This is a genomic window from Stenotrophomonas sp. Nf1, assembly GCF_003028475.1.
In the GTDB taxonomy this organism is placed as follows: Bacteria; Pseudomonadota; Gammaproteobacteria; order Xanthomonadales; family Xanthomonadaceae; genus Stenotrophomonas.
This window is the reverse complement of record NZ_PYTV01000001.1, coordinates 814,393-836,943: the sequence shown is the minus strand read 5'-3', so window position 1 is coordinate 836,943 and position 22,551 is coordinate 814,393. Positions and strand designations below refer to the sequence as shown.

The window sequence follows — 22,551 nt, the reverse complement described above, 5'->3', positions numbered from 1 at the left end:
CCGTGCCCGGCCGGGCCAGGTTACCGAACAACGCCTGCATGCCGCCCATCGACTGCAGCCATTGATCGCTCAACGGCGTCAGTTCCATGCCACGTGCCAGCGTGGTCTGCTCCGGCAGGCCGGCGCCCATCCAGTCGTTGGCGCCGCGGATGCCACGATTCAGGACCTTGCGCACCGCCGTGCCGATTTCACGGTCGCCGCGCTGGTTCTGCCAGACCATGGCGTTCCAGCGGTGCATGAAGTTGCGGCAGATATCGAACACCGCCGGGCCCTGCAGGCGCGCGTGCACGTCCTGCCACGGCATGCGCGGCTGGCGGCCACTGTCGAGCAGGCGCTGGATGCGATCCACCGGCTCGTTGATCCACTTCACCAGCGATTCCCACGCCTGCTTGGCCTTGTTGAACTTGGCCTCGATCTCGTCATATTTGGTCTTGGCATCCTTGACCAGCGAGTCAGGATCGCGCACGTATCCCACAACGGTGGTGGCCGTCTTGATCGGGCCCAGAATGACGTCCTTGATCGCGGCCTTGCGCTCATCGACCCACTCGCCGAACTTCTTCGCCTGGATCTTGGTGAAGCCTTCCACTGCACGCCCGGCGGCGGCAGCCGCCTCGCCGACGTTCAGCTTGACCGCCTCGTCGGCGGCCCGGTTGGAGGCGGCGATGACGTCGGCGTATTCCTTTTCGATCTCGGTCAACCACCCTTGAATGGCCAGGAAGGTCTTGGCGACTGAACGCTGTACCTTGACGGCTTCTTCCATGCCCGGAATGACCATTTCGGCGAGCTTGCGGATGCCTTCGCGCTCCAATGCATCGGGAACGCCCAGCTTGTCCGCATAGTCCTGCAGTTCGGCCAGTGCGGCGCCGGCATCCCACTGCGCCTTCATCCGGTCCAGCGCGATGGCCAGGCCTGGCACGTATGCCTGGGCAAAGCCGGGGCGGACACGGCCGACCGCGTCCGGGCTGGTATCGGGCTTGTCCAGGGTCAGGTCCTGCTCAGCACTCGTCATGCCCCGGAATTTGCTCAGGCAGTTGTTGTAGTGGTCATTGAGCACATGCAGCTTCGGGTCGCAGACCACGTCGAAGTTGCCGTCGTCCCAGCGCCCGTGGGCGATGTCCAGGCCGCCGACGAAGCCGATCTTCCCGTCCACCACCAGGATCTTCTGGTGGTGCGAGAAGGCGATGTTGAAGGCATCGGTGCGGCCGGTGGCCGGGTTGTGCAGGCCGACCTGCACCTGCCCCGGCGTATTGGCATCCTGCATCTTGTACAGGGCCGTGCGCGCCTCGTTTTCGTGGGTGTAGGCCGCCGCCTCGACACTGTCGTAGAGCAGCACCCGCACGTCCACGCCGCGCTGGTTGATGGCATCGAACAGCAGTTCGCTCAGGCGGCTGGCGTGGGCACCACCGCGGCTGTCCAGCTCGGTGTCGAAGTTCATCTGCCAGTCGGCGATGAAGATGAACTTCTGCGCGCCGCGGATGGCATCGGCCATCGCCTTCATCGCCGAGCGGCCGTCGGTGTAGGCGTCAACCTTGTTGCCGCTCCGCACCGGCGCGAACTGCCGGTCCGGTGGCGCGTAATAGTCGCCGCTGGTGGTGCCCTTCTGCCCGTCCAGGCAGGTCAATGCGTTATGCGGGACGCTGCCCAGCTTGGTGCCGTCTGCCATCACTGGATCTCCTTGCGCTGGGCCGGGTCGGCGTCGATGTGCGACTGGAATTCGTACTCGGCGCGCTGCCGGTAGGCATGCAGCGCCGCGTCATCGGGAAGGTCGGCCAGGGTCTTGCCGTAGTTGATCGCTTCGAGCGTGTCCATGGTGGCGCGCACGCCCGGCGAACTGCTGTAGGGGCGCGGACGCTGCAGGGGAATCACGTCGATCCCATGCACCAGGAACAGGCGCCCCGGGAACCGGCCGGCATCGTTCCAGATCTTCGCGCACAGGGTGTCATCCAGGCTGACGTCGCCCTGCTCGTCGGCCTGGCCTTCGGCAAGGGTCTCGGCCCAGTTGCCCGGTACCAGCGCGCCATCACGCATGTCCTCGTCCAGCGCCTTGCGGGTACGCACGATCTTCCAGGGCTGGCCTGCCAGCGGATGCCCCTGTGGTCCCGGAATGTCCTGCAGGCGGAAGGCCAGCTTCGGAATCTGCTCGCTGAGGGTGCTGGTCGGCATGTCCGGGAGCGCGTAGCTGAGCTGCGCAGGCCCGACGAAGGATTTCTGTCCGGCATGCACGGTGATGGTGCCGGGACAGTTCACCACCAGGTTGCCACCCTCCAGGGTGAGGCTGGCGCCACCGGCGGTGGCGATATGCAGGGTGCGCGGCGCGGCCAGCTCGACTGCGGCCTGGGCGCTGGCGGCACGCAATGCCGCCCGCGACTGCACGGTGATCGCAGCGGACTGGGCGCGGACGTCCAGCGCTGCCTGCCCCGCTACCACGGTCAATGCCACATCGCCGGCAAACCCCCGACCGCTGGCGGCCAGCAGGCCGACCGCCTGCGTCGCATGCAGGCGCGCGTTGCCGGCCACGCTGGCGTCACTGTGCTGGCCACTGGCCAGGACCACCTGGCAGGCGCTGCTCCAGTGCAGGCCCTGACCGGTGACCATCGCCAGCCCTGCGTGGCCATGCAGCCCCAGCGTAGGTTCACTGGTGTGCGGGATGGTGCCGGCCGTGGAGCGGTCATCGCCGCCTGCGCGGGCCTGGTCATAGCTCTGCCCTGGCACGGCGGCACGGGCAATCCGCTGCAGGCCGGCCAGGCCGGCGCTGTCGTCCGGCGGTGCATGGCTGGCCAGGCCAACGGTGCGGTGGACCGCAGCCACGTTGTGACTGGAGGCCGCCAGCGTGGTGGCCTGCAGCAGCAGCGCGCCTGCGGGCACCGCTTCGCCGGCCGGCGACAATGCAGTGTGCGGGCGTGCGCTCAACCAGGCGCCACGCTCGGCGCGCAGCGCCCCCCAGGCATCGCTGCGCAGTTCCACGCCCTCACCGCGCAGGGAACCGCGATGGTTGTCGGCCTGGTGCAGCAGGTGCCCCAGGTTCAGCTCGCTGTGGGCCTGGCTGCTGGCCAGCTGCAGGCGCAGCTGTGCATCGGTATCGTCGAAGACCAGGCGGTTGTAGCCACTGCCGGACCATTCCCGTGACTGGATGCCCCACAACGCACCGGCGTGCCGATGCTGGTCGTCGCCGGCGGCCATGGCGTGCCAGGCCGGCGCGTGACCGCCGGCCGCGTTGCCCTGCGCGCTCGGACGGTTGTCGGCGGCCTGCTTGAACATGCCGCTGCCACTGTCCGCCGCGGCAGCCCCGGCAGGCGTGGGGGCGATACCGGCGTCGCCACGACCGTTGTAGAGGGCGCCGAGCACCAGCGGCCGGTCGATGTCACCCTCAAGGAAGCCAACCAGCACTTCCTGGCCCACGCGGGGCAGGAACTGCGCCCCGACACCCGGCCCGGCATAGCGCTGTGCCACCCGCATCCAGCAGGTGGCGGCCGCATCGGAGGCCCCCTGCAGATGCAGGCGGACCCGTATCCGGCCCTGGCTGTCGGCATGCAGGTCGGCGTCGTCGCGGCCCGCGCCGGACACCACCGTGGCGCTCTGGTGACCGGGCGCGATCGGGCGCGGGTTGAGCCGCTGCCCGGTGCCGTCGAGCAGGACCGGACGCCAGCGCTGCTGCTGGTCGACGGCACGGAACCGGTTGGCGTAGCCCATCGCCGGGCTTGCTTCCAGCGGCGCACCGGGCAGCACGACGCTGGCGGAAAGCCAGCGGGCCGGCGGCGCCGCACGCGGCTGATCGCGCCCTTGCGCGACCGGTAGCGGGTTGCAGCCATGATGGAGTATCTCGGTGGGCAGGATCACCGGCGCCGAACCGGTGCCCGTGGCCAGCACACGGATGAACCGGCCCGCCTGCAGGCTGCGGACAGTACCCGCCCCCCACCATCCTCCCAACCCGGCTTCATGGGCTTCGGCGGCCAGCCGGGCCCGTCGCTGGCCATCACCGGCGTCGGCGAAGGCATGCGCACCAGCCGGATCGTAGACTTCGCGCGAACTGTGGCCGGCGCCCTGCAACGGCAGCTGCGCATGGCGGACGACCGGCCCCTTGTAATCGCTGGTGACCAGTGACAGCCGGTTGCTGCCCAGCTGCCGGCGCGCGCCCAGCGCCTGCAGGGCATCGGCCTGCTCGGTGCCGTCATGGCGATGGAAGCGGATACCGCCGTCGCGGGCCGACTGCGGATTTTCCGGCTGCGCGCTGCTGTCGGAGAACAGCACAAGCGTCAGTGCGCCCTCGGCGTCGCTCTGGAAGGCACCGGCAATCCCCTCTTCGGCCAGCAGGCGCTGCACGAAGGCCAGGTCCGATTCCCGGTACTGCACGCAGTAGCTGCGCACCGGCGCCGCGGCGAGGTCGGCCACCGCATCATCGCTCCAGCGCCACCGGGCCAGTTCGGCATGCCCGCCCAGCACGTCCTCGACGATCTCGCGCACGCTGCGCGCCTGGTACACACGGCTGTGCCGGGCATGCCCCAGCAGCCAGGTCCACGGCACACAGTGCAGGCGGTAGCGCGCCAGCCCGCCGTCGGTATCGAGCAGGCGCATCGTGGCGATGTAACCGCAACGGACATGGTCCTGGCCGTCATCCAGCCGGGTGATCAGCGTCGCCTTGCGCCCGGGTCCCTCACTGATGGGCAGGCCGGCATCCACATGCAGCACATCCACCCAGTAATCGAATCCGTCACCGAGGCGCTCGTGCCCCCACCATTGTTCGACGAGCAGCGGGGGCAGGCCCTCGGCCTGCAGACGGTGCAGCTGGCGCTCGGGCTCCAGCCCGGCCAGCGAAGCGAGTGCGACTCGCGCGTGTGAAGCATCCATGACGTCTCCTGAGCCAGGCACTCCTGTCCTGGCGATGGCTTGCCTGCCTGCTTCCCCCTGCACCTGACCGCACCGCCGCCGGGAGTCCGGAGGTGGCCAGGCAGGCAGTCCGCGCACAACGCAGGACCGGGTGGAAGACCCTGTTTCCTTGGGGCTCGGCGCCGATACTCGTCCCCGCACGGGGCTGCCGTCAAGTTTCCGGCGCCCCGGCGGCCAGCCTCCGTGACGTTTTTTTCACCACCGGCTCATACAGCTTGTGGCACAAGCAGTGGCGAGGTCTATCCACAGGTTTGCGCAGGTACCGTCCACACCCGGTGTGGAGAACTTCCCCGCGCGCCCGTGCTGGCCGTCCGCGCACCCGCGCGCTACCCTTGTTTCCCCTTGAAGACACTGCGGTGGAAGGCGTCCGCCCCACCCCGAGCAATGAAAAGCATCGAGCACCGAGACTTCACCCTGTCGCCGGAAGACAATGAGCGGCTGGCCAACCTGTGTGGCCCGTTCGACGGCCATTTGCGACAGGTCGAACTGAAACTGGGCGTGGAAATCGCCAATCGCGGCTTCGTGTTCCGCATCAGCGGCCCGAAGGACGCCATCGTCGAGGCACAGAAGCTGATCGAGGCGCTGTACGCCGAGACCGCCGAGACCACCTTCGACAACCACGCCATCCACCTGCGCCTGGCGCAGGCCAATCTTGAGCAGATCGCCGAGCGCTCCTACGAGGCACAGGACGTGGCGATCAAGGTCAAGCGCGGCACGGTGCGCGGCCGCGGCGCCAACCAGGGCCGCTACCTGCACCAGATTGCCACCCATGACATCAACTTCGGGATCGGCCCGGCCGGTACCGGCAAGACCTTCCTGGCCGTCGCCAGCGCGGTGGAAGCGCTGAACGAATCGCGGGTGCAGCGCCTGATCCTGGTGCGTCCGGCGGTGGAGGCCGGCGAGAAGCTGGGCTTCCTGCCCGGCGACCTGAGCCAGAAGGTAGACCCCTATCTGCGCCCGCTGTATGACGCGCTGTACGAAATGATGGGCGTGGAGAAGGTGGTCAAGCTGCTGGAACGGAACGTCATCGAGATCGCGCCGCTGGCGTACATGCGCGGGCGCACGCTCAACGATGCGTTCGTGATCCTGGACGAAGCGCAGAACACCACCATCGAGCAGATGAAGATGTTCCTGACCCGCCTCGGCTACGGCTCCACCGCCGTGGTGACCGGCGACCTGACCCAGACCGACCTGCCCAAGCATGTGAAGTCGGGCCTGCGCGACGCCATCGATGTGCTGCGCGACGTCGACGGCGTCAGCTTCACCTTCTTCGAATCGCGCGACGTGGTCCGCCACCCGCTGGTGGCGCGCATCGTCAGCGCCTACGATCGCCGCGACCTGCATCAGATCCAACCTGGAGCGACTCCATGACCCGTGGTCCCGTGCGACTGGATGTCGCCGTCAGTTACGCCCTGCCCCGTGCCGGCCTGCCGTCGGCGGTGAGTTTCCGCAAGTGGGTGGCGGCCGCGCTGAAGGGCCGCATCCGCGAGGCCGACCTGGCCATCCGCGTGGTTGATGCCAAGGAAGGACAGTCCTTGAACCGCCACTACCGCGGCAAGGACTACGCCACAAACGTGCTCAGCTTCCCAGCCGAAGTGCCCGAAGGCCTGCCCAAGGGCGTGAAGTTCCCGCTGCTGGGCGACCTGGTGATCTGCGCGCCGGTGGTGGCCCGCGAGGCCGACGAACAGGGCAAGGCACTCAATGCCCACTATGCGCACCTGACCGTGCACGGCGTGCTGCACCTGCTGGGCTGGGACCACGAGGACGACAAGGAAGCCGAAGCGATGGAACAGCTGGAGCGCGAGATCCTGGCCGAGCTCGGCATTGCCGACCCCTACGCCGGCGAGCGCTGAACGCGCCATTTCAACGCCGAACCTGCGCTCGGCTCTACAACGGAAACCCTTTCGTGCTGCTGCGTACTGCCCTGCCCCTGCTGCTTGCCGTGTCCGCCCCCGCCGCTGCGCTTGATCTGCCGGCCCTGATCGAATGCCGCCAGGGCGTGGCCGACCAGGCCGCGCTGGCGCCCCTGCTGGCCGACCCGCTCAAGGCCGTGGCCCAGGGCCTGCAGCCGCTGCCGCAGGGCAACCAGTTCATGAGCGAGTACCGGCTGGCGCAGCCGATCAGCGTGTTCGGTGCCCGCACCGAGCATGTGGCCGTGGCCGGGTCCAGCGTCATGGCGATCCTCGACCAGGCCGACCCACGCCCGCTGGCCAAGCGGCTGGGGCTGGAGACCGGCTACGACCAGGATGGCAAGTTCATGGCCGGACGCGAGCTGGTCAGCCGCGACGTGACCGACCCGAAGACCGGCGAGGCCCAGATCGAGTCGATCATCCTCAGCGTCTCCACCGTGGCCTCCCACCCCGGCAAGACCCTGGCCGGCTGCACCTACAGCCTGGACCTGCCCGAAGAAGAAGCCCCCGCCCGGCCTGAACTGGCCCCACCGCCGATCACCGGCCCAGGCAGCGACGGTCACTGACAGGGCGCCACATCCTGCTAGACTGGGCCCAACGCCCGGCTTGCCGGGTGCCCTTTTTCCAGAGATGTCAGAAGACGACAGTAGTAGCTCCGCACAGGAGCCCAGTGAAAAGAAGCGCGGCTGGCTTGAACGCCTGACCTCGGCCTTCTCCGGCGAACCCCATACCCGCGACGAGCTGGTCGCTGTCCTGCACACCGCGCAGGAAGAGGGTCTGATCGCCGCCGATACCCTGAAGATGATGGAAGGCGCCATTTCGGTGGCCGAGCTGACCGTGGGCGACGTGATGATCTCGCGCTCGCAGATGGTCTCGCTGCCGGTCGAGGCGCCCTTCCTGGAACTGATGAAGCAGGTGGTCGAATCCGGCCATTCGCGCTTCCCGGTGCACGGCGAGAACAAGGACGACATCCTTGGCATCCTGCTGGCCAAGGACCTGCTGCGCGGCGTGGTGGCCGACAACGGGCCGGCCAACGTGCGTGAGCTGCTGCGCCCGGCGGTGCTGATTCCCGAAGCCAAGAAGCTCAACGTGCTGCTGAAGGAATTCCGCCTGTCGCGCAACCACATGGCCATCGTGGTCGACGAGTACGGCGGTGTTGCCGGCCTGGTCACCATCGAGGACGTGCTGGAGCAGATCGTCGGCGAGATCGACGACGAGCATGACGAGGCCGAGGATCCGTCGGCGCAGATCGCCATCCAGTCCGACGGCCAGTACGTGGTCGATGCGCTGACCCCGATCGGCGACTTCAACGAACGCTTCGGGGCCAGCTTCTCCGATGAGGACTACGACACCATCGGCGGCCTGGTCACCGAGGCCGTGGGCCATCTGCCGGAAGTCGGCGACGAGCTGGCACTGGACCGCTTCATGTTCCGCGTCGCCCGCGCCGATGCGCGCCGGGTGCAGGCCTTCCACGTGACCGTGCTGCCGCCGGACGCGCAGGACGACGCTTGAAGCGCCGCGGCCTGATCTCGACCCTCTGGCTGGCATTGTGCGTGCTGGCCATGGCCCTGCCGCTGGCCGCCTTCGCGCAGCCGGCGGCGGCCCCGTCTGGCGCTGCGGCGCCTGCCGGCACTGAGGCCCCCGCCCCGCGGATCGGCGTGGTGACCATGCAGCCGGGCACGGTGTTCTTCGAACGCTTCGGCCACGACGCCATCGTCGTGCTCGATCCGGTCAGTGGCCAGGCGACTTCGTACAACTTCGGCTACTTCGATCCGTCCGAGGACGACTTCATCGGCCGCTTCGTGCGCGGGGAGATGATGTATTACCTGGTCGCGCTGCCGTTGCAGCAGGACCTGTCGTACTACGACGAGACCGGCCGCGGCGCCAGCGTGCAGTGGCTGGACCTGCGCCCGGACCAGGCGCGGGCGATGGCCGCCGATCTGGCCGAACGCGCGAAGCCGGAAAACGCGCGCTACCACTACGACTACTACACCGCCAACTGCGCCACGATGGTGCGCGACACCGTGGACAAGGCGCTGGGTGGCGGCCTGAAGTCGCAGCTGGCCGGGCGTTCGCGCGGCAACACCTACCGCAGCGAGTCGGTGCGCCTGGCCTCGCCGGCACCGTGGATGTGGCTGGGCTTCGACCTTGGCCTGGGGCCGTTCGCCGACCAGCCGCTGTCGCGCTGGCAGGAAGCGTTCGTACCGATGCGCCTGGCCGATGCACTGCGCCAGGCGCGCAACAGTGATGGCCGGCCGCTGGTGCAGTCCGAGCAGGAACTGCTGCCGCACCGCATCGATCCGGAACCGAAGGAAACTGCACGCCGCTGGTGGCCCTGGCTGCTGCTGGGTCTGGCCGTCGCCGCCGGTGTGCTGGCGCTGCGCCGGCGTCCGCGCCTGCTGGCCGGGCTGGCGCTGCCGTTCTGGCTGTTCTGCACCGTTGCCGGCGGCCTGCTGGTGTTCCTGTGGGGCTTCAGCATCCACTACGCGGCCTGGGCCAACCGCAACCTGCTGCTGCTTTCGCCGCTGGCGGTGCTGCTGCTGCCGGGGGCCATCGCCCTGCTGCGCCGGCGCGTGCCGGGGCGCATGTTCAGGATCGTGCTGTGGCTGCTGGCGGTGCAGGCCGTGGCCGCGCTGGTGCTGCACTGGCTGAGCCTGCAGGCACAGTACAACGTGCAGTGGATCGTGCTGCTGCTGCCGATCCACGTGGCGTTGGCCTGGGTGCTGGGGCGCCATCCTCACTTGTCCGAAACACGCCACTGACGCACGATGGCGGGCATGTCATTGCCCGCCACTGCTTCGGCCCCCGCTTCGGCCAACCCGACCTGCGTCATCAACTGCGTCCACTACGATGACGAAGGCAGACGCCACGACATCAGCCTGGATGCCATCAGCGATGTCATCGCCAGTGGCAACGGCTTCGTCTGGGTCGGCCTGTACGACCCCAACGACGATGTACTGCTGAAACTGCAGGAGGAATTCTGCCTGCACGACCTGGCCATCGAGGATGCGCGCAACGCGCACCAGCGGCCCAAGGTCGAGACCTACGGCAACTCGCTGTTCGTGGTGGTGACCACGGCGCAGATGGTCGACGAACGCATCCAGTACGGTGAAACCCACGCCTTCCTCGGCCCGCGTTTCCTGGTGACGGTGCGCCATGGTGCCTCGCTGTCCTACGCGCCTGTGCGTGCGCGCGTCGAGCGCGAACCGCAACTGTTGAAGATGGGCCCGTCGTACTGCCTGTACGCGGTCACCGACTTTGTCGTCGACAACTACCTGCCGATCGTGCACCGCTTCCGCGACACCCTGGACCTGCTGGAAAAGGACATCTTCGCCGACAACTACAAGCGCAGCACGGTGGTGCGGCTGTATGAACTCAAGCGCGAACTGAACAAGATGCGCATGGCGGTGGCGCCCCTGCAGGACGTGCTGGCGCAGATCCGGCGCTATCAGGGCGATCTGATCCCGGACGAGGTGAAGCTGTATGTGCGCGATGTGCACGACCATGCGGTGCGCATCAGCGACGTGATCGATACCCTGCGCGAGATGCTGGGCACGGCACTGAGCGTGAACCTGTCGCTGGTGACGCTGGCACAGGGCGAGACGGTAAAGCGGCTGGGTGCGTGGGCCGCGCTGCTGGCCGCGCCGACGCTGATCACCAGCTGGTATGGCATGAACTTCAGCCACATGCCGGAGCTGAGCCAACCCTGGGCGTACCCGCTGATGATCGTCGGCGTGGGCGGCGTGTGTGTGGGCCTGTACCGGTTGTTCAAGCGCGCGAAGTGGTTGTAGGGCGTATCGACCAACGGTCGATACCCACCAGGCACGGGGGGCGGCCACGACCGTTGGTCGTGGCACAAAACCTGGTAGTGCCGGCCGCTGGCCGGCAACCCGGCAATGCCGGCCAGCGGCCGGCACTACCGTTCCGCATCAAGCCACGTAGATGGTCTTGATGTTCATGAACTCATGGATGCCATGCTCGGCCAGTTCGCGGCCGAAACCGGACTGCTTGCTGCCGCCGAACGGCAGCCGCGCGTCACTCTTGACGATGGCATTGACGAAGGCCGCGCCGCACTCCATGCCCTGGGCGAAGCGTTCGCCACGCACCGGGTCGCCGGTCCACACGCTGCCGCCCAGGCCGAAGCGGGTGTCATTGGCCACGCGCAGGGCCTCGGCTTCGTCCTTGACCCGGATGATCGCCGCCACCGGCCCGAACAGTTCCTCGTCGTAGGCCGGCATGCCCGGGCCGACCTGATCGAGCACCGTGGCCGGATAGCCGGCATGGGTCCCGGCGATCGGTTCACCGCCGATCAGCACGCGCGCGCCCTTGGCCACGCTGGCCTGCACCTGCTTGTGCAGTTCCTCGCGCAGATCGGCCCGGGCCATCGGTGCCAGCGTGGTGCCGCGCACATCGGGATCACCATACTGGCGCTCGCCCGCCGCCGCGACAAAGCGACGGGTGAATTCATCGGCCAACGCCTCGACCACGATGAAGCGCTTGGCGGCGATGCAGGTCTGCCCGCTGTTGTCGAAGCGTGACTTCACCGCAGCGCCGACGGTCTTGTCGAGGTCGGCATCGTCAAGGACCACGAAGGCATCGCTGCCGCCGAGCTCCATGACCGACTTCTTCAACTGGCTGCCGGCATTGGAGGCAATCGAGCGCCCTGCCCGCTCGCTGCCGGTCAGCGTCACCGCCTTCACCCGTGCATCGCGCAGCACGTCGGCGGCCTGGTCGTTGTCGATGTGCAGCACGTCGAACACTCCGTCGGGCAGGCCACCGTCACGGCACACGGCCAGGATCAGGTCGGCACACTGCGGCACATTGCTGGCGTGCTTGAGCAGGGCCACGTTGCCGGCCATGAACGCCGGGGCGAGGAAGCGGAACACCTGCCAGACCGGAAAATTCCAGGGCATCACCGCGAACACGCAGCCGATCGGCTCGTAGCGCACGTAGCTGCGCTGCGCCTCGGTATCGATCAGCTGCGGCTTGAGATAGTCGGCGGCATGATCGGCGTAGTACTCGCAGGCCGCCGCACACTTGTCCACTTCGGCCAGCGCTTCGGCCTTGAGCTTGCCCATCTCGTGGGTCATCGCCTGCTGCAGGTCGTCACGGCGCGTGCGCAGCTGTTCGGCGATCTGGCGCAGGATCACGCCGCGTTCCTGCAACGAACGCGCGGCCCAGTCGGGGAAGGCATCGGCGGCGGCCTGCAGGCGCTGCTCGATGTCGGCAGCGCCCATCAGTTCATGGCGGTAGGTCACCTGGCCGCTGGCCGGGTCGACGATCTCGACGGTCATGGGGGGTCTCCATCAGGGTGACCCCCATTGTGCGCTGCCGACCGTGAGCCGGATGTGGCTGCGGCGTCAGCCGTTGTCCTGCCGCGCCAGCTGCAGGTCGCGCTGGCGGCGCTTTTCCGCTCGCGCATTGATGTACCAGCCAATCACTGCGGCAATCGACACCGCCGACACCAGCAGCGTGGCCAATGCGTTGATCTTCGGGCTGATGCCCATGCGCACCGAAGCGAACACCTTCATCGGCAGCGTGGTCGAGCCCGGTGTGGCGACGAAGCTGGCCACCACCACGTCATCCAGCGACAGGGTGAAGGCCAGCAGCCAACCCGCCACCAGCGCCGGGGCGATGATCGGCAGAGTGATGCGGCCGAATACGGTCAACCGGCTCGCGCCCAGGTCCATCGCCGCTTCCTCCAGCGAGAGGTCCATTTCCTGCAGGCGCGAAGACACCACCACGGTGACGAAGCACAGGGTGAAGGTGACGTGTGCGATCCAGATGGTGGCCAGACCACGTGCTGGGAAGCCGGGAATCGCGCCCATCGAGGCCAGCAACGCCATCAGCGAGAAACCGAGGATGACATCCGGCATCACCAGCGGTGCAGTGACCAGCGCGCCGAACAACGGCTTGCCGCGGAAACGCTTGAAACGGGTCATCACCATCGCGGCCAGCGTGCCCAGCACGGTGGCGGTACAGGCGGTCCAGAACGCCACCACCAGGCTGGTCCACATCGCGTCCATCAACGCACGGTCGGCGAACAGGTCGCTGTAGGCGCGGGTGGAGAACCCGGCCCAGACCATCGCCAGCCGCGAGCTGTTGAACGAGTAGAACATCAGCAGCAGGATCGGCAGGTACAGGAAGGCGAAGCCGAGCAGCAGCACGCCCAGCCCCAGACCCTTGGCAGTACGCGGGCTCATGCCTGCTTTCCTTCCAGCAGACGCTGCTGGGAACGGTTGAACAGCAGGATCGGCACAAGCAGCAGCAGGATCATCGCCACCGCCATCGCCGAGGCACCCGGCCAGTTGCGGTTGTTGAAGAACTCGTTCCACAGCTGGCGGCCGACCATCAGCGTCTCCGAGCCACCCAGCATTTCCGGGATCACGAATTCACCGATGGCCGGGATCATCACCAGCATGCAGCCGGCGATGATGCCGGCCTTGGACAGCGGCAGGGTGATGCGCAGGAACGCCTGCCACGGTTTGGCGCCGAGGTCGTAGGCCGCTTCCAGCAGGCGGTGGTCATGCTTGACCAGGTTGGCGTACAGCGGCAGCACCATGAACGGCAGGTAGCAATAGACGATGCCGATGTAGGCTGCGGTCGGCGTATCGATCAGCTGCAGCTTGGGCAGGCCCAGGCTGGTCATCAGCGATTGCAGGCCGGTGAACTGCAGGAACTGGTCGAGCAGGCCGTTGCGGTCCAGGATCGCCTTCCAGGCGTACACACGGATCAGGAACGAGGTCCACGACGGCAGCACCACCAGCATCATCGCCACGTTGCGCGCGGCCGGTGACAGGCGGGCGATGGCATAGGCCATCGGGTAGCCGATCAGCAGGGTCAGGAAGGTGGAGATCGCCGCGATCTTGATCGAGCTCAGGAACGCCTGCGCGTAGATCGAATCGCGGAACAGCGCCAGGTAGTTTTCCAGGTTCAGCTTCAGCGAGAACGCGCCGTCTACATACTGCAGCAGCCAGGTGTACGGCGGCGAGCCGACCCGGCTGTGCGAGAAACTGATCATCAGCACGATCAGGAACGGCACTGCGAAGAACAGCAGCAGCCACAGGTACGGAATGCCGATCACCGTGGCACGCAGCCCCGGCAGCCAGCGCTTCAGGCCGGCGATGCTCATGAGGTGAGCACCACGCCGTCGTTGTCGCGCCAGTGCACCCAGACGTTGTCGCCCCAGGTCAGGCCATCGCTGGCCCAGCGCTGCGAGTTGGCGAAGTTGGCCAGCACCTTGGCGCCGCTGGGCAGGCGCACGTGGTAGACCGAGTGGCTGCCGAAATAGGCGATGTCCTCGATCACGCCCTGGGCCTTGTTGGTGTGCCCTTCCGGCTCGTCCTTGCCGATCATCACCTTCTCCGGGCGCAGCGCGAACGCGACCGGCTGCCCTTCATAACCGGTGATGCCGTGGGCGATGTAGATCGGCGCCGGGAACAGCGGCGAGCGCACGGTCACGTACTCGGGCAGGTCCTCGTCGATCACCCCGTCGAACAGGTTGACCGAGCCGATGAACTCGGCGACGAAGCGGTTGGCCGGCTGCTCGTAGACCTCGTCGGGCTTGCCGACCTGCTGGATCCAGCCGGCATCCATCACCGCGATGCGGGTGGCCATGGTCATCGCTTCTTCCTGGTCGTGGGTGACCATCACGCAGGTCACGCCCGACGATTCGATGATGCTGACCAGTTCCAGCTGCATCTGCGAGCGCAGCTTCTTGTCCAGCGCGCCCATCGGCTCGTCCAGCAGCAGCAGCTTGGGCCCCTTGGCCAGCGACCGCGCCAGCGCCACGCGCTGCTGCTGGCCGCCGGACAGCTGGTGCGGCTTGCGCTTGCCCAGGTGGCCCATCTGCACCAGCTCCAGCATCTCGCCGACGCGCTTGCTGATCGCGTCCTTGCCCAGGCCATCCTGCTTCAGCCCGAAGGCGATGTTCTGCTCGACCGTCATGTGCGGGAACAGGGCATAGGACTGGAACATCATGTTGACCGGCCGCTGGTACGGCGGCAGCGCGTCCAGGCGCTGGCCATCGAGGGTGATGCTGCCCTTGGTGGGCGTCTCGAAGCCGCCGAGGCAACGCAGCAGGGTCGATTTACCGCTGCCGGAGCCGCCGAGCAAGGCAAAGATCTCGCCCTTGCGCACGTCCAGGTTGACGTCGTCGACGGCGACGAAACCGTCGAATTCCTTGCGCAGGTCACGAATGGAGAGATAGCCGGGCGCACCGGTCGTGTCGACGACGGTGGCTACCGGCTGGGCTTCAACGGGCATGGGGGCTCCGGGAGCGGGCGGTGGACAGCGGTCGCCATTCTACCGGCCGGGGGCGGCAAATGCGTGCCGACCAACGGTCGGCACCCACCGGGGCAAGCGGGAATTGGCAGATCGGGTGGGGGCCGACCGTTGGTCGGCCCTGCCGGAAAGCGTGCCGACCCACGGTCGGCACCTACCGGGTCGGGGCCCTGCCGGGAAAGCGTGCCGACCAACGGTCGGCACCTACCGGGTCGAGGCCCTGCCGGGAAGGCATGCCGACCTACGGTCGGCACCTCCCCTCACCTGCCGGTCTTCACCTCGGTCCACAGCCGGGTGTAGAGCTTGTCGGTCTCCGGCGTATTGATCGAGTAGGTGAACATCTTCTCGGCCACATCAGCCGGCGGGTAGATGGTCGGGTCGGTACGGATCGCCTCATCCACCAGCGGGGTCGCGGTCGGCACCGGGTTGGCGTAGTGGATGAAGTTGGTGTTGGCCGCAGCGACCTTCGGCTGCAGCAGGTAGTTGATGAACTGGTAGGCCGCCTCCGGATGCTTGGCATCCTTGGGGATCGCCAGCATGTCGAACCACTGCGGGGCGCCTTCCTTCGGGATCGAATAGGCCACGTGCACGCCATTGCTGGCTTCCTCGGCACGGTCGCGGGCCTGGATGATGTCACCCGACCAGCCCACCACCAGGCAGGTGCCGCCGTTGGCCAGCGAGCCGACGTACTGCGAGGAGTGGAAGTTCTGCACGTACGGGCGGATCGACTTCAGCAGGTCGGCGGCCTTCTGCAGTTCGGCCGGGTCGCCACTGTGCGGATCCAGGCCCAGGTAATGCAGCGCGATCGGGATCATGTCCGCCGGCGTGTCCAGGATGGTCACGCCACAGTCCTTCATCTTGCTGATGTTCTCCGGCTTGAACACCAGGTCCCAGCTGTTGGCGATGTCGGCGCTGCCGCCGAAGCGCTGCTTCAGCATGTCCACGTTGTAGCCGATGCCGGTGGTGCCGATCATGTACGGCACGCCGTACTGGTTGCCCGGGTCCTGGGTGGCGATGCGCTTCATCACCGCCGGATCGAGATTGGCCAGGTTCGGGATCTTGCTCTTGTCCAGCGGCAGGAACACGCCGGCCTGGATCTGGCGCCCGAAGAAGTTCAGCGTCGGCACCACCACGTCGTAGCCGCTGTTGCCGGCCAGCAGCTTGGTCTCGACCATCTCATCGCTGTCGAACACATCGTAGGTCACCTTGATCCCGCTTTCCTTCTCGAAGGTCGGAATGGTGTCCTCGGCGATGTAATCGCTGTAGTTGTAGACGTTCAGGACCTGGCTGTCCTGCGCGCCGCCGTTGCCACCGCTGCAGGCGGCGAGCATGGCGGAGGCCAGGCCGAGCGTGAGGATACGCAGCTTCATCGGGTGCTCCAGAATGCGGGAAGGGGGGCCGGCGGGGCCGGCGACGGGTGCCAGCCTACCCCCCGGCGGCGGATTTTTCTATTCCGGATGCTCAGACGTTCAGCAGCAGGAACTCGCGCTCCCACGAGCTGATGACACGGAAAAAGGTCTCATATTCCTTGCGCTTGACCGAGATGTAGGCCCGGCAGAAGCGCTCGCCCAACAGCGCCTGCAGCTCGCTGCACTGCTCCAGCCCGTCCAGCGCCTCGCCCAGCGAGCGCGGCAGGTTGTAGCCCAGCTCCTTGGCACTGCCGGTCACCGGCGCATCCGGCGCCAGACGCTCGCGGATACCGAGCAGGCCGCAGGCCAGGGTCGCGGCCATCGCCAGGTACGGGTTGGCGTCGGAACCGGCGAAACGGCTCTCCACGCGCATATTTTCCGGCGTATCCAGTGGTACGCGCAGGCCACAGGTGCGGTTGTCGAAGCCCCAGTGCACGTTGCTCGGCGAGACCTCGCCGAACACCAGCCGGCGGTAGGAATTCACGTTCGGCGCGAAGAACGCCATCGCCTGCGGTGCGTACTTCTGCAGCCCGCCCAGGTAATGGCCGAACACCGGGCTGAACTCGCCTTCGGCATCGGTTTCGCCGGCAAACACGTTGCTGCCGTCGCTCACCCGCACCAGGCTCTGGTGGATGTGCATGGCGCTGCCCGGCTCGTTCTCCATCGGCTTGGCCAGGAAGGTGGCATACACACCATGGCGCATCGCCGCCTCGCGCATGGTGCGCTTGAACAGGAACACCTGGTCGGCCAGATCCATGGCGTCGGCATGGGTGAAGTTGACCTCCAGCTGCGCCGCGCCGGATTCATGGATCAGCGTGTCCACGTCCAGCTTCATCGCATCGGCGTAGTCGTACATCAGGTCCAGGATCGGGTCGAATTCGTTGACCGCATCGATCGAGTACGACTGCCGCGCGGTTTCCGGGCGACCCGAGCGGCCGGCCGGCGGCAGCAGCGGGAAATCCGGGTCGGTGTTCTTCTGCACCAGGAAGAATTCCAGCTCCGGCGCCACCACCGGGCGCAGGCCCAGTTCGGCATATCCGGCCAGCACGCGGCGCAGCACGTTGCGCGGCGCCAGTTCGTGCGGCTCGCCATGCTTGGTGTAGCAGTCATGGATGACCTGCGCGGTGGCATCGGCCGCCCAGGGCACCATGCGCACGGTGTCAGGGTCCGGGCGCAGCATCATGTCCGAGTCCGACGGCGAGGTCAGCTCGTAATAGTCATCGGGGAATTCACCGGTGACGGTGGTGGCGAAAATGCCTTCGGGCAACCGCGTGCCGTAATCGTGCGAGAACTTGTCGGCCGGAATGATCTTGCCGCGCGCGTTGCCGGTGATGTCCGGCACCAGGCATTCGACCTCGGTGATGCGCCGCTCCTTCAGCCAGCGCAGCAGGCTGCTTTCCTGCGGTGCGGGGGGCGTGGCCGTCTTGCGCGGGCGCGTTCGGGAACTCATCGGGAATCCAGTCGGTTCTGTTGGTGCTGTCGGCAAGCTTGGCCGAATGCACGGAAAATAGCGTGATAGAACGGCGCGTGCATGACACGCCACTCAGGATGCCACTGTACGCCGAGCACGAACCGATGGTGCAGGCTGCGTGCCGCCTCGACCAGCCCGTCCTCGGCCCAGGCCTCGCCGTGCAGCCCCGGCGCGAGGCGCGCGATGCCTTGCCCGTGCACGGAATTGACCTGCGCGCGGTCGCTGCCCGCCCACTGCGCCAGCCAGCCCTCGGCGGCCAGGGTGACCGGATGCGCCGGGCCGTACTGCACCTCCACCGGCGCCTGCGCGTCCTCGCGATGGTCCGACAGGCCCGGCACCGCGTGCACCTGCGGATGCAGGGTGCCGCCCAGCGCGACGTTCAATTCCTGGAAGCCGCGGCAGATCGCCAGCACCGGCAGATCCAGCGCCAATGCCTCGTGCAGCAGTGCAAAGGCCGTGGCATCGCGGGCCGGGTCATGCGGGTTGCCCGGCCAGCTGCGACCGCCTTCGTAGTGCTGCGGCTCGATGTTGCTGACCGCACCGGTCAGCAGCAGGCCATCGAGGCCGTGCAGCCAGTCGGCGGGTGGCAGCGGTGGTTGCAGGCTCGGCAGTATCACCGGGGTGACTTCGGCCGCCTCGACCAGCGCACGCACGTACTTTTCGCCGGCCACCGCGAAGCGGTGATGGCCGAGCACGGTGCTGTCGGTGGGCAGGCCCACCCAGGGCAGGCGACGCATGGAGAGCTCCTTGGCGTGTGGACACGTTACCCGTCGGCGTGCGACGGCGACAAGTCGTCGCCGTCACACCACGGCCGTCACCCATCGGCGAAACTAGGCACGTGAACGCTGATCGTCCCGCCCCGCCCTGCCCCGTTGCCCTGCGCCCGCGAGGCCCGCAGTGAGTGCCGCCTTCCCCCCCAGCTGGTACGCCGCCAGCCTGCCCGAACCGCCTGCGCTGCCCGCACTTCGCGGCGATGTGCAGGCCGATGTGGCCGTGCTGGGTGCCGGTTACACCGGCCTGACCGCCGCACTGGAACTGGCCGCACGCGGGCGCCGCGTGGTGGTGCTGGAGGCGCAGCGGATCGGCTGGGGGGCGTCCGGCCGCAACGGCGGCCAGGCACTGGTCGGCTATGGCTGCGAGGTGGACGAACTGGAGCGCCAGCTTGGCCGCGAGGATGCACGCCATCTGTTTGACTGGTCACGTGACGCGGTGCAGGCGATGCGTACACGCATCGACCGCCACCGCATCGACTGCCATTGGGTGGAAGGCCATGCCAGCGTCGCCATACGCGAGCGCCACGAGCGTGACCTGCGCGCCAACTGCGAGCACCTGCAGCGCCACTACGATTACCCCATGCAGTGGTGGGACCGTGATGCCCTGCGCGCGCAGCTGGACAGCCCGCGCTACCGGGCGGCGATGTTCGATCCGCTCAGCGCCCACCTGCACCCGCTGGCCTATGCCCGCGGGCTGGCCGACGCCGCACGTGCGGCCGGCGTGGTCATCCATGAGAACTCCGCAGTGGTGCGCGTGCAGCGTGGCCCCCGCCCCACTCTGCGCACCGCGCAGGGCAGCGTGCGCGCCGAGCAGCTGGTGGTGGCCGGCAACGCCTGGCTGCAGGGGCTGTTGCCCGAGCTGGAACGGCGGATCATGCCGGTCGGCACCTATATCGGTGCCAGCGCGCCATTGGGTGCCGAGCGCGCCCGTGCCCTGATCGGCAACGACATGGCCGTAGCCGATACCGCCTGGGCACTGGACTATTTCCGCCTCAGCCACGACCACCGCCTGCTGTTCGGCGGCCGCGCCAGCTACTCGGCGCTGCCACCGCCGGGCCTGCGCGGGGTGATGCAGCGGCGCATGCACCAGGTGTTCCCGCGGCTGGCCGACGTGCCGCTGGAACAGGTCTGGGGCGGCTATGTGGACATCACCCGCAACCGCGCCCCGCACTGGGGCCGGCTGGACGGCAACCTGTACTTCGCGCAGGGGTTCTCCGGCCATGGCGTGGCCGCTGCCGGTCTGGCCGGCGAAGTCATCGCCGCCGCCATCGCCGGCCAGAGCGAGCGCCTGGACGTGTTCCAGCGCCTGCGCCATGCGCCGTTCCCGGGGGGGCGGCTGCTGCGCACGCCACTGCTGGTGGCGGCGATGTCGTGGTACAAGCTGCGGGATGCGTTGTGGTGAAACGGTGAGCTGACAAGGACAGATTCCGAAGAATCGGCATTTCCGGGTCCTTCACAGCATGTGAAGAGCCCCCATGGAGAAGGGCGTGACGGAATTCTCACTTGATCAGCAGATCGCATCGGCAATTGCATTATCCATTTCATGCCGATACCGTCCTTCAGAACCGGGTCCCGCGGCGAATGGATACTGACAGGGAACGTACTAGAGGGAGAAGTGCGATTGAACTGGTGGAATGAAGGCCTGCAGTTGAAGTTGCGTATCCGCCCGGCGGGGCTGGTCCTTGCGCTGTTGTACGCCATCGCGTGCTGGGCGTCTCGCCAGTTGTCGCTCGACCAGTTCTATCTGCCCGCTGGCGTCCGCGTGGCTGCAGTACTGTTGTTCCCCCCTCGATGGTGGCCGTACCTGCTATTGGGCGAATACGCCTACTTTGCGCAGATGCGCGTACCGATGATCGGGAAGTATGGACTGACCTGGATAGTGCTTGGTTCGGCACTGCTGATGCCTGCCGTGATGCTGATCGTACATCTGCACCGGAAGATGATGGTGACCACGAAAAATGCGTGGCTGATTTCAGTCGCGGCCGCTTCGGCGGTGGTGGTCACGGCGCTCAATCTGATGCTGGCACACCTTCTGTGGCCGACACCACCGGAGATGCCGGTGCTTGCTAGCATCGCGCGTCTGGTTGTTGGCGACTTCATCGGCATTCTGACCCTTGCACCGCTTGCATTGCTGTGGACGCGACGGTCCAACAACACCCGATGGAGATCGGGCTTCGCCCCGCCTGCACTGGCTGCCCTGATGCTGATGGCGGTGATTGGCCTGTACGCCTCACAGCTGCCCTTGGACGAAGCCAACGCCAAAACGTCGATGCAGCTGCTGATGGCGCTGCCGGTCGTTGTGCTCACCTGCCTGTATGGCTGGCGAGGCGCGGCGATCGGCGTGCCGTCGCTGAACTTGATCATTGGCCTGACCACACCAAGCCCCCACACAGGTGCGTTCGATCCAGCCGCCTTCGCGACCCAGCAGATCATGGCGGTCACCGGCGCGGCACTCCTGGTGTTGGGTTCGCGCATCACCCATTACTACCACCGTTCGCGATTGGGCGAAGTGGGTGAAAGAGATGCACTCAAGCACGCGCGCAATTCATTGGTGGCAAGCGAACTTGATCTCCGTGAGCGCGCGCGGCACCTGAGGAGGCTGGGGGACGGCATCGACACCTCTCTCAGCGAGGTAGTGAACTGGCTCAATGCACAGGGCCATCCCACGATAGCGAACAGTCTCCTGCACATGGCTTCGGTCCATTCGCGACAATTTCGTGAACAGACCAGCATGGTCTACCCCGCAGCATTGGAGCATCTTGGGCTCTACGTCGCTCTACAGGCCGGCGGCGTACGCAAGACCTGGGACCTGAGCCATCGCGTGATGCGCCCTCGCTTGCTTGGCGACCCCTGCCAGCTCAGTGTCGGCCTGCAGCTGGCGGCCTATCGCGCCCTCACCGAAGCCGTTTCGCTGCTGATCAACAGTGAATCAGGCCAGATCAGTATCCGCGTGCGATGCGGCCGGACAGGAGAGCGCCGCGGCATCCTGATGACGGTTGCACTGTTGGATTCATACCGCAGCCTGTCGCCATCCACGGTCACGGCCACGGTCGAGCGCTTGGCTGGCCGGACGATTGCCTATGGTGGAACAGTGCAGTGCCATCGGAATCGGATACGCATGGCGATGATGGAAACGGGTGACTCCGCCGACAACGGCATGGCATCGTTCAACGCCATGGATCACGTGACGACCTTCGGGCACGGAAGCTCGCAGACCCAGACCTGATGGCCGGGGCCCACCAAAAGGCTTGCCTTGCCACAACTACCCGCTTGCCGCGTCCATCGCGGCAAGCGCAGCGGCGCAGGAAATCCCGACGCCGCTGCGGACTTCACCGTTTTTACGGTGTTTCAAGCGACCAGATAACCTCGCCGCCACTACGGTAACGCACCAGCGAGAAATCACTGCCGCTGTAGATCTGCGAGCGGCTGGCGCCTGCCGGTATCTGGATCTGCTGCTGGGGCAGCGAAACCCGGGCCGCGCTGTTGCCTGCTGGCAGCACCCAGTAGGCCCCCCCTGCATTGCCGATGATCAGCTGCACGTTTCCGAGGAGGTCGTTTACCTGCAAATAGGTGATGCCGTCACGCTGGAATCCATACAGCTGCCAGCTGGGATCCTGGCTGAGATTGATCGCAGCCGGACTGGCCTGCCCCAACCCAGCCGTAGCCAATGGCTTTCCGTGAAAATCCGACGGACCGCCCGCGATTGCCGGGGCAGCGGCAAGCATCAGAAATCCAGCAGCCGTACCAAAACATGAAAATCGCACAGTGACCTCCAGGTCGAAGTTGACGTCGAGAACCTCAAGCAGATACTAACCGCTTCT

The 22,551-nt window shown here is 66.9% G+C and carries 17 protein-coding genes and 1 pseudogene; 8 read left to right on the top strand and 10 right to left on the bottom strand.

Annotated elements, in window-relative coordinates:
* Positions 1–1,663 (bottom strand): annotated as a pseudogene (locus C9412_RS03970) (phospholipase); the annotation flags it as partial.
* Positions 1,663–4,845 (bottom strand): type VI secretion system Vgr family protein, encoded by a 3,183-nt coding sequence (locus C9412_RS03965; protein WP_107230405.1) that lies wholly within the window; start codon positions 4,843–4,845, stop codon positions 1,663–1,665. The gene C9412_RS03965 and the pseudogene C9412_RS03970, both read right to left, overlap by 1 nt.
* A gap of 423 nt (positions 4,846–5,268) precedes the next feature.
* Between C9412_RS03965 and C9412_RS03960 the strand changes: the two genes are divergently transcribed.
* The 6 genes from C9412_RS03960 to C9412_RS03935 all read left to right on the top strand — a co-directional run bounded on the left by C9412_RS03960 (position 5,269) and on the right by C9412_RS03935 (position 10,585).
* Positions 5,269–6,255 carry a PhoH family protein gene (locus C9412_RS03960; RefSeq protein ID WP_107230404.1) on the top strand — a complete coding sequence of 329 codons (987 nt, stop codon included), beginning with the start codon at positions 5,269–5,271 and terminating at the stop codon, positions 6,253–6,255.
* A complete protein-coding gene (gene ybeY, locus C9412_RS03955; RefSeq protein WP_107230403.1) occupies positions 6,252–6,737 on the top strand; it encodes an rRNA maturation RNase YbeY in 486 nt (161 codons plus the stop codon). The genes C9412_RS03960 and ybeY overlap by 4 nt, the downstream gene beginning before the upstream one ends.
* Positions 6,738–6,790: 53 nt before the next feature.
* Positions 6,791–7,360 (top strand): hypothetical protein, encoded by a 570-nt coding sequence (locus C9412_RS03950; protein ID WP_107230402.1) that lies wholly within the window; start codon positions 6,791–6,793, stop codon positions 7,358–7,360.
* A 64-nt stretch (positions 7,361–7,424) separates the two neighbouring features.
* Positions 7,425–8,306 (top strand): transporter associated domain-containing protein, encoded by an 882-nt coding sequence (locus C9412_RS03945; RefSeq protein ID WP_107230401.1) that lies wholly within the window; start codon positions 7,425–7,427, stop codon positions 8,304–8,306.
* Positions 8,303–9,556 carry a DUF4105 domain-containing protein gene (locus C9412_RS03940; RefSeq protein WP_107230400.1) on the top strand — a complete coding sequence of 418 codons (1,254 nt, stop codon included), beginning with the start codon at positions 8,303–8,305 and terminating at the stop codon, positions 9,554–9,556. The genes C9412_RS03945 and C9412_RS03940 overlap by 4 nt, the downstream gene beginning before the upstream one ends.
* 6 nt (positions 9,557–9,562) lie before the next feature.
* The gene (locus C9412_RS03935) at positions 9,563–10,585 is read left to right on the top strand and encodes a magnesium and cobalt transport protein CorA (protein ID WP_107230399.1); all 1,023 of its coding nucleotides are present in this window, start codon (positions 9,563–9,565) and stop codon (positions 10,583–10,585) included.
* A 138-nt stretch (positions 10,586–10,723) separates the two neighbouring features.
* On the opposite strand, the gene C9412_RS03930 is transcribed toward C9412_RS03935, so the two are convergent.
* From C9412_RS03930 to C9412_RS03900, 7 genes are all read right to left on the bottom strand, one after another.
* Complete coding sequence (locus tag C9412_RS03930) at positions 10,724–12,088, bottom strand: NAD-dependent succinate-semialdehyde dehydrogenase (RefSeq protein WP_107230398.1); 1,365 nt, start codon at positions 12,086–12,088, stop codon at positions 10,724–10,726.
* A gap of 66 nt (positions 12,089–12,154) precedes the next feature.
* Positions 12,155–12,997: an ABC transporter permease subunit gene (locus C9412_RS03925; RefSeq protein WP_106550353.1), complete on the bottom strand. Its 843-nt coding sequence runs from the start codon at positions 12,995–12,997 to the stop codon at positions 12,155–12,157.
* Positions 12,994–13,926 carry an ABC transporter permease subunit gene (locus C9412_RS03920; protein ID WP_107230397.1) on the bottom strand — a complete coding sequence of 311 codons (933 nt, stop codon included), beginning with the start codon at positions 13,924–13,926 and terminating at the stop codon, positions 12,994–12,996. The genes C9412_RS03925 and C9412_RS03920 overlap by 4 nt, the downstream gene beginning before the upstream one ends.
* Entirely contained in the window at positions 13,923–15,059 is a 1,137-nt protein-coding gene (gene potA, locus C9412_RS03915) for a polyamine ABC transporter ATP-binding protein (protein ID WP_107230396.1), read from the bottom strand. The genes C9412_RS03920 and potA overlap by 4 nt, the downstream gene beginning before the upstream one ends.
* A gap of 278 nt (positions 15,060–15,337) precedes the next feature.
* Positions 15,338–16,447, bottom strand: coding sequence for a polyamine ABC transporter substrate-binding protein (locus C9412_RS03910; protein WP_107230395.1), 1,110 nt, complete (start codon positions 16,445–16,447; stop codon positions 15,338–15,340).
* 91 nt (positions 16,448–16,538) lie between these two features.
* The gene (locus C9412_RS03905; protein WP_107230394.1) at positions 16,539–17,936 is read right to left on the bottom strand and encodes a glutamine synthetase family protein; all 1,398 of its coding nucleotides are present in this window, start codon (positions 17,934–17,936) and stop codon (positions 16,539–16,541) included.
* Positions 17,933–18,694 (bottom strand): gamma-glutamyl-gamma-aminobutyrate hydrolase family protein, encoded by a 762-nt coding sequence (locus C9412_RS03900; RefSeq protein ID WP_107230393.1) that lies wholly within the window; start codon positions 18,692–18,694, stop codon positions 17,933–17,935. The genes C9412_RS03905 and C9412_RS03900 overlap by 4 nt, the downstream gene beginning before the upstream one ends.
* Positions 18,695–18,854: 160 nt before the next feature.
* On the opposite strand from C9412_RS03900, the gene C9412_RS03895 reads away from it, so the two are divergent.
* Complete coding sequence (locus C9412_RS03895) at positions 18,855–20,132, top strand: FAD-binding oxidoreductase (RefSeq protein WP_107230392.1); 1,278 nt, start codon at positions 18,855–18,857, stop codon at positions 20,130–20,132.
* 213 nt (positions 20,133–20,345) lie between these two features.
* Positions 20,346–21,956 (top strand): MASE1 domain-containing protein, encoded by a 1,611-nt coding sequence (locus C9412_RS03890; protein ID WP_258189969.1) that lies wholly within the window; start codon positions 20,346–20,348, stop codon positions 21,954–21,956.
* Between the two features lie 112 nt (positions 21,957–22,068).
* Here the strand turns inward: C9412_RS03890 and C9412_RS03885 are convergent, their stop codons facing one another.
* Positions 22,069–22,455: a hypothetical protein gene (locus C9412_RS03885; protein ID WP_258189968.1), complete on the bottom strand. Its 387-nt coding sequence runs from the start codon at positions 22,453–22,455 to the stop codon at positions 22,069–22,071.
* Positions 22,456–22,551 lie beyond the last annotated feature (96 nt).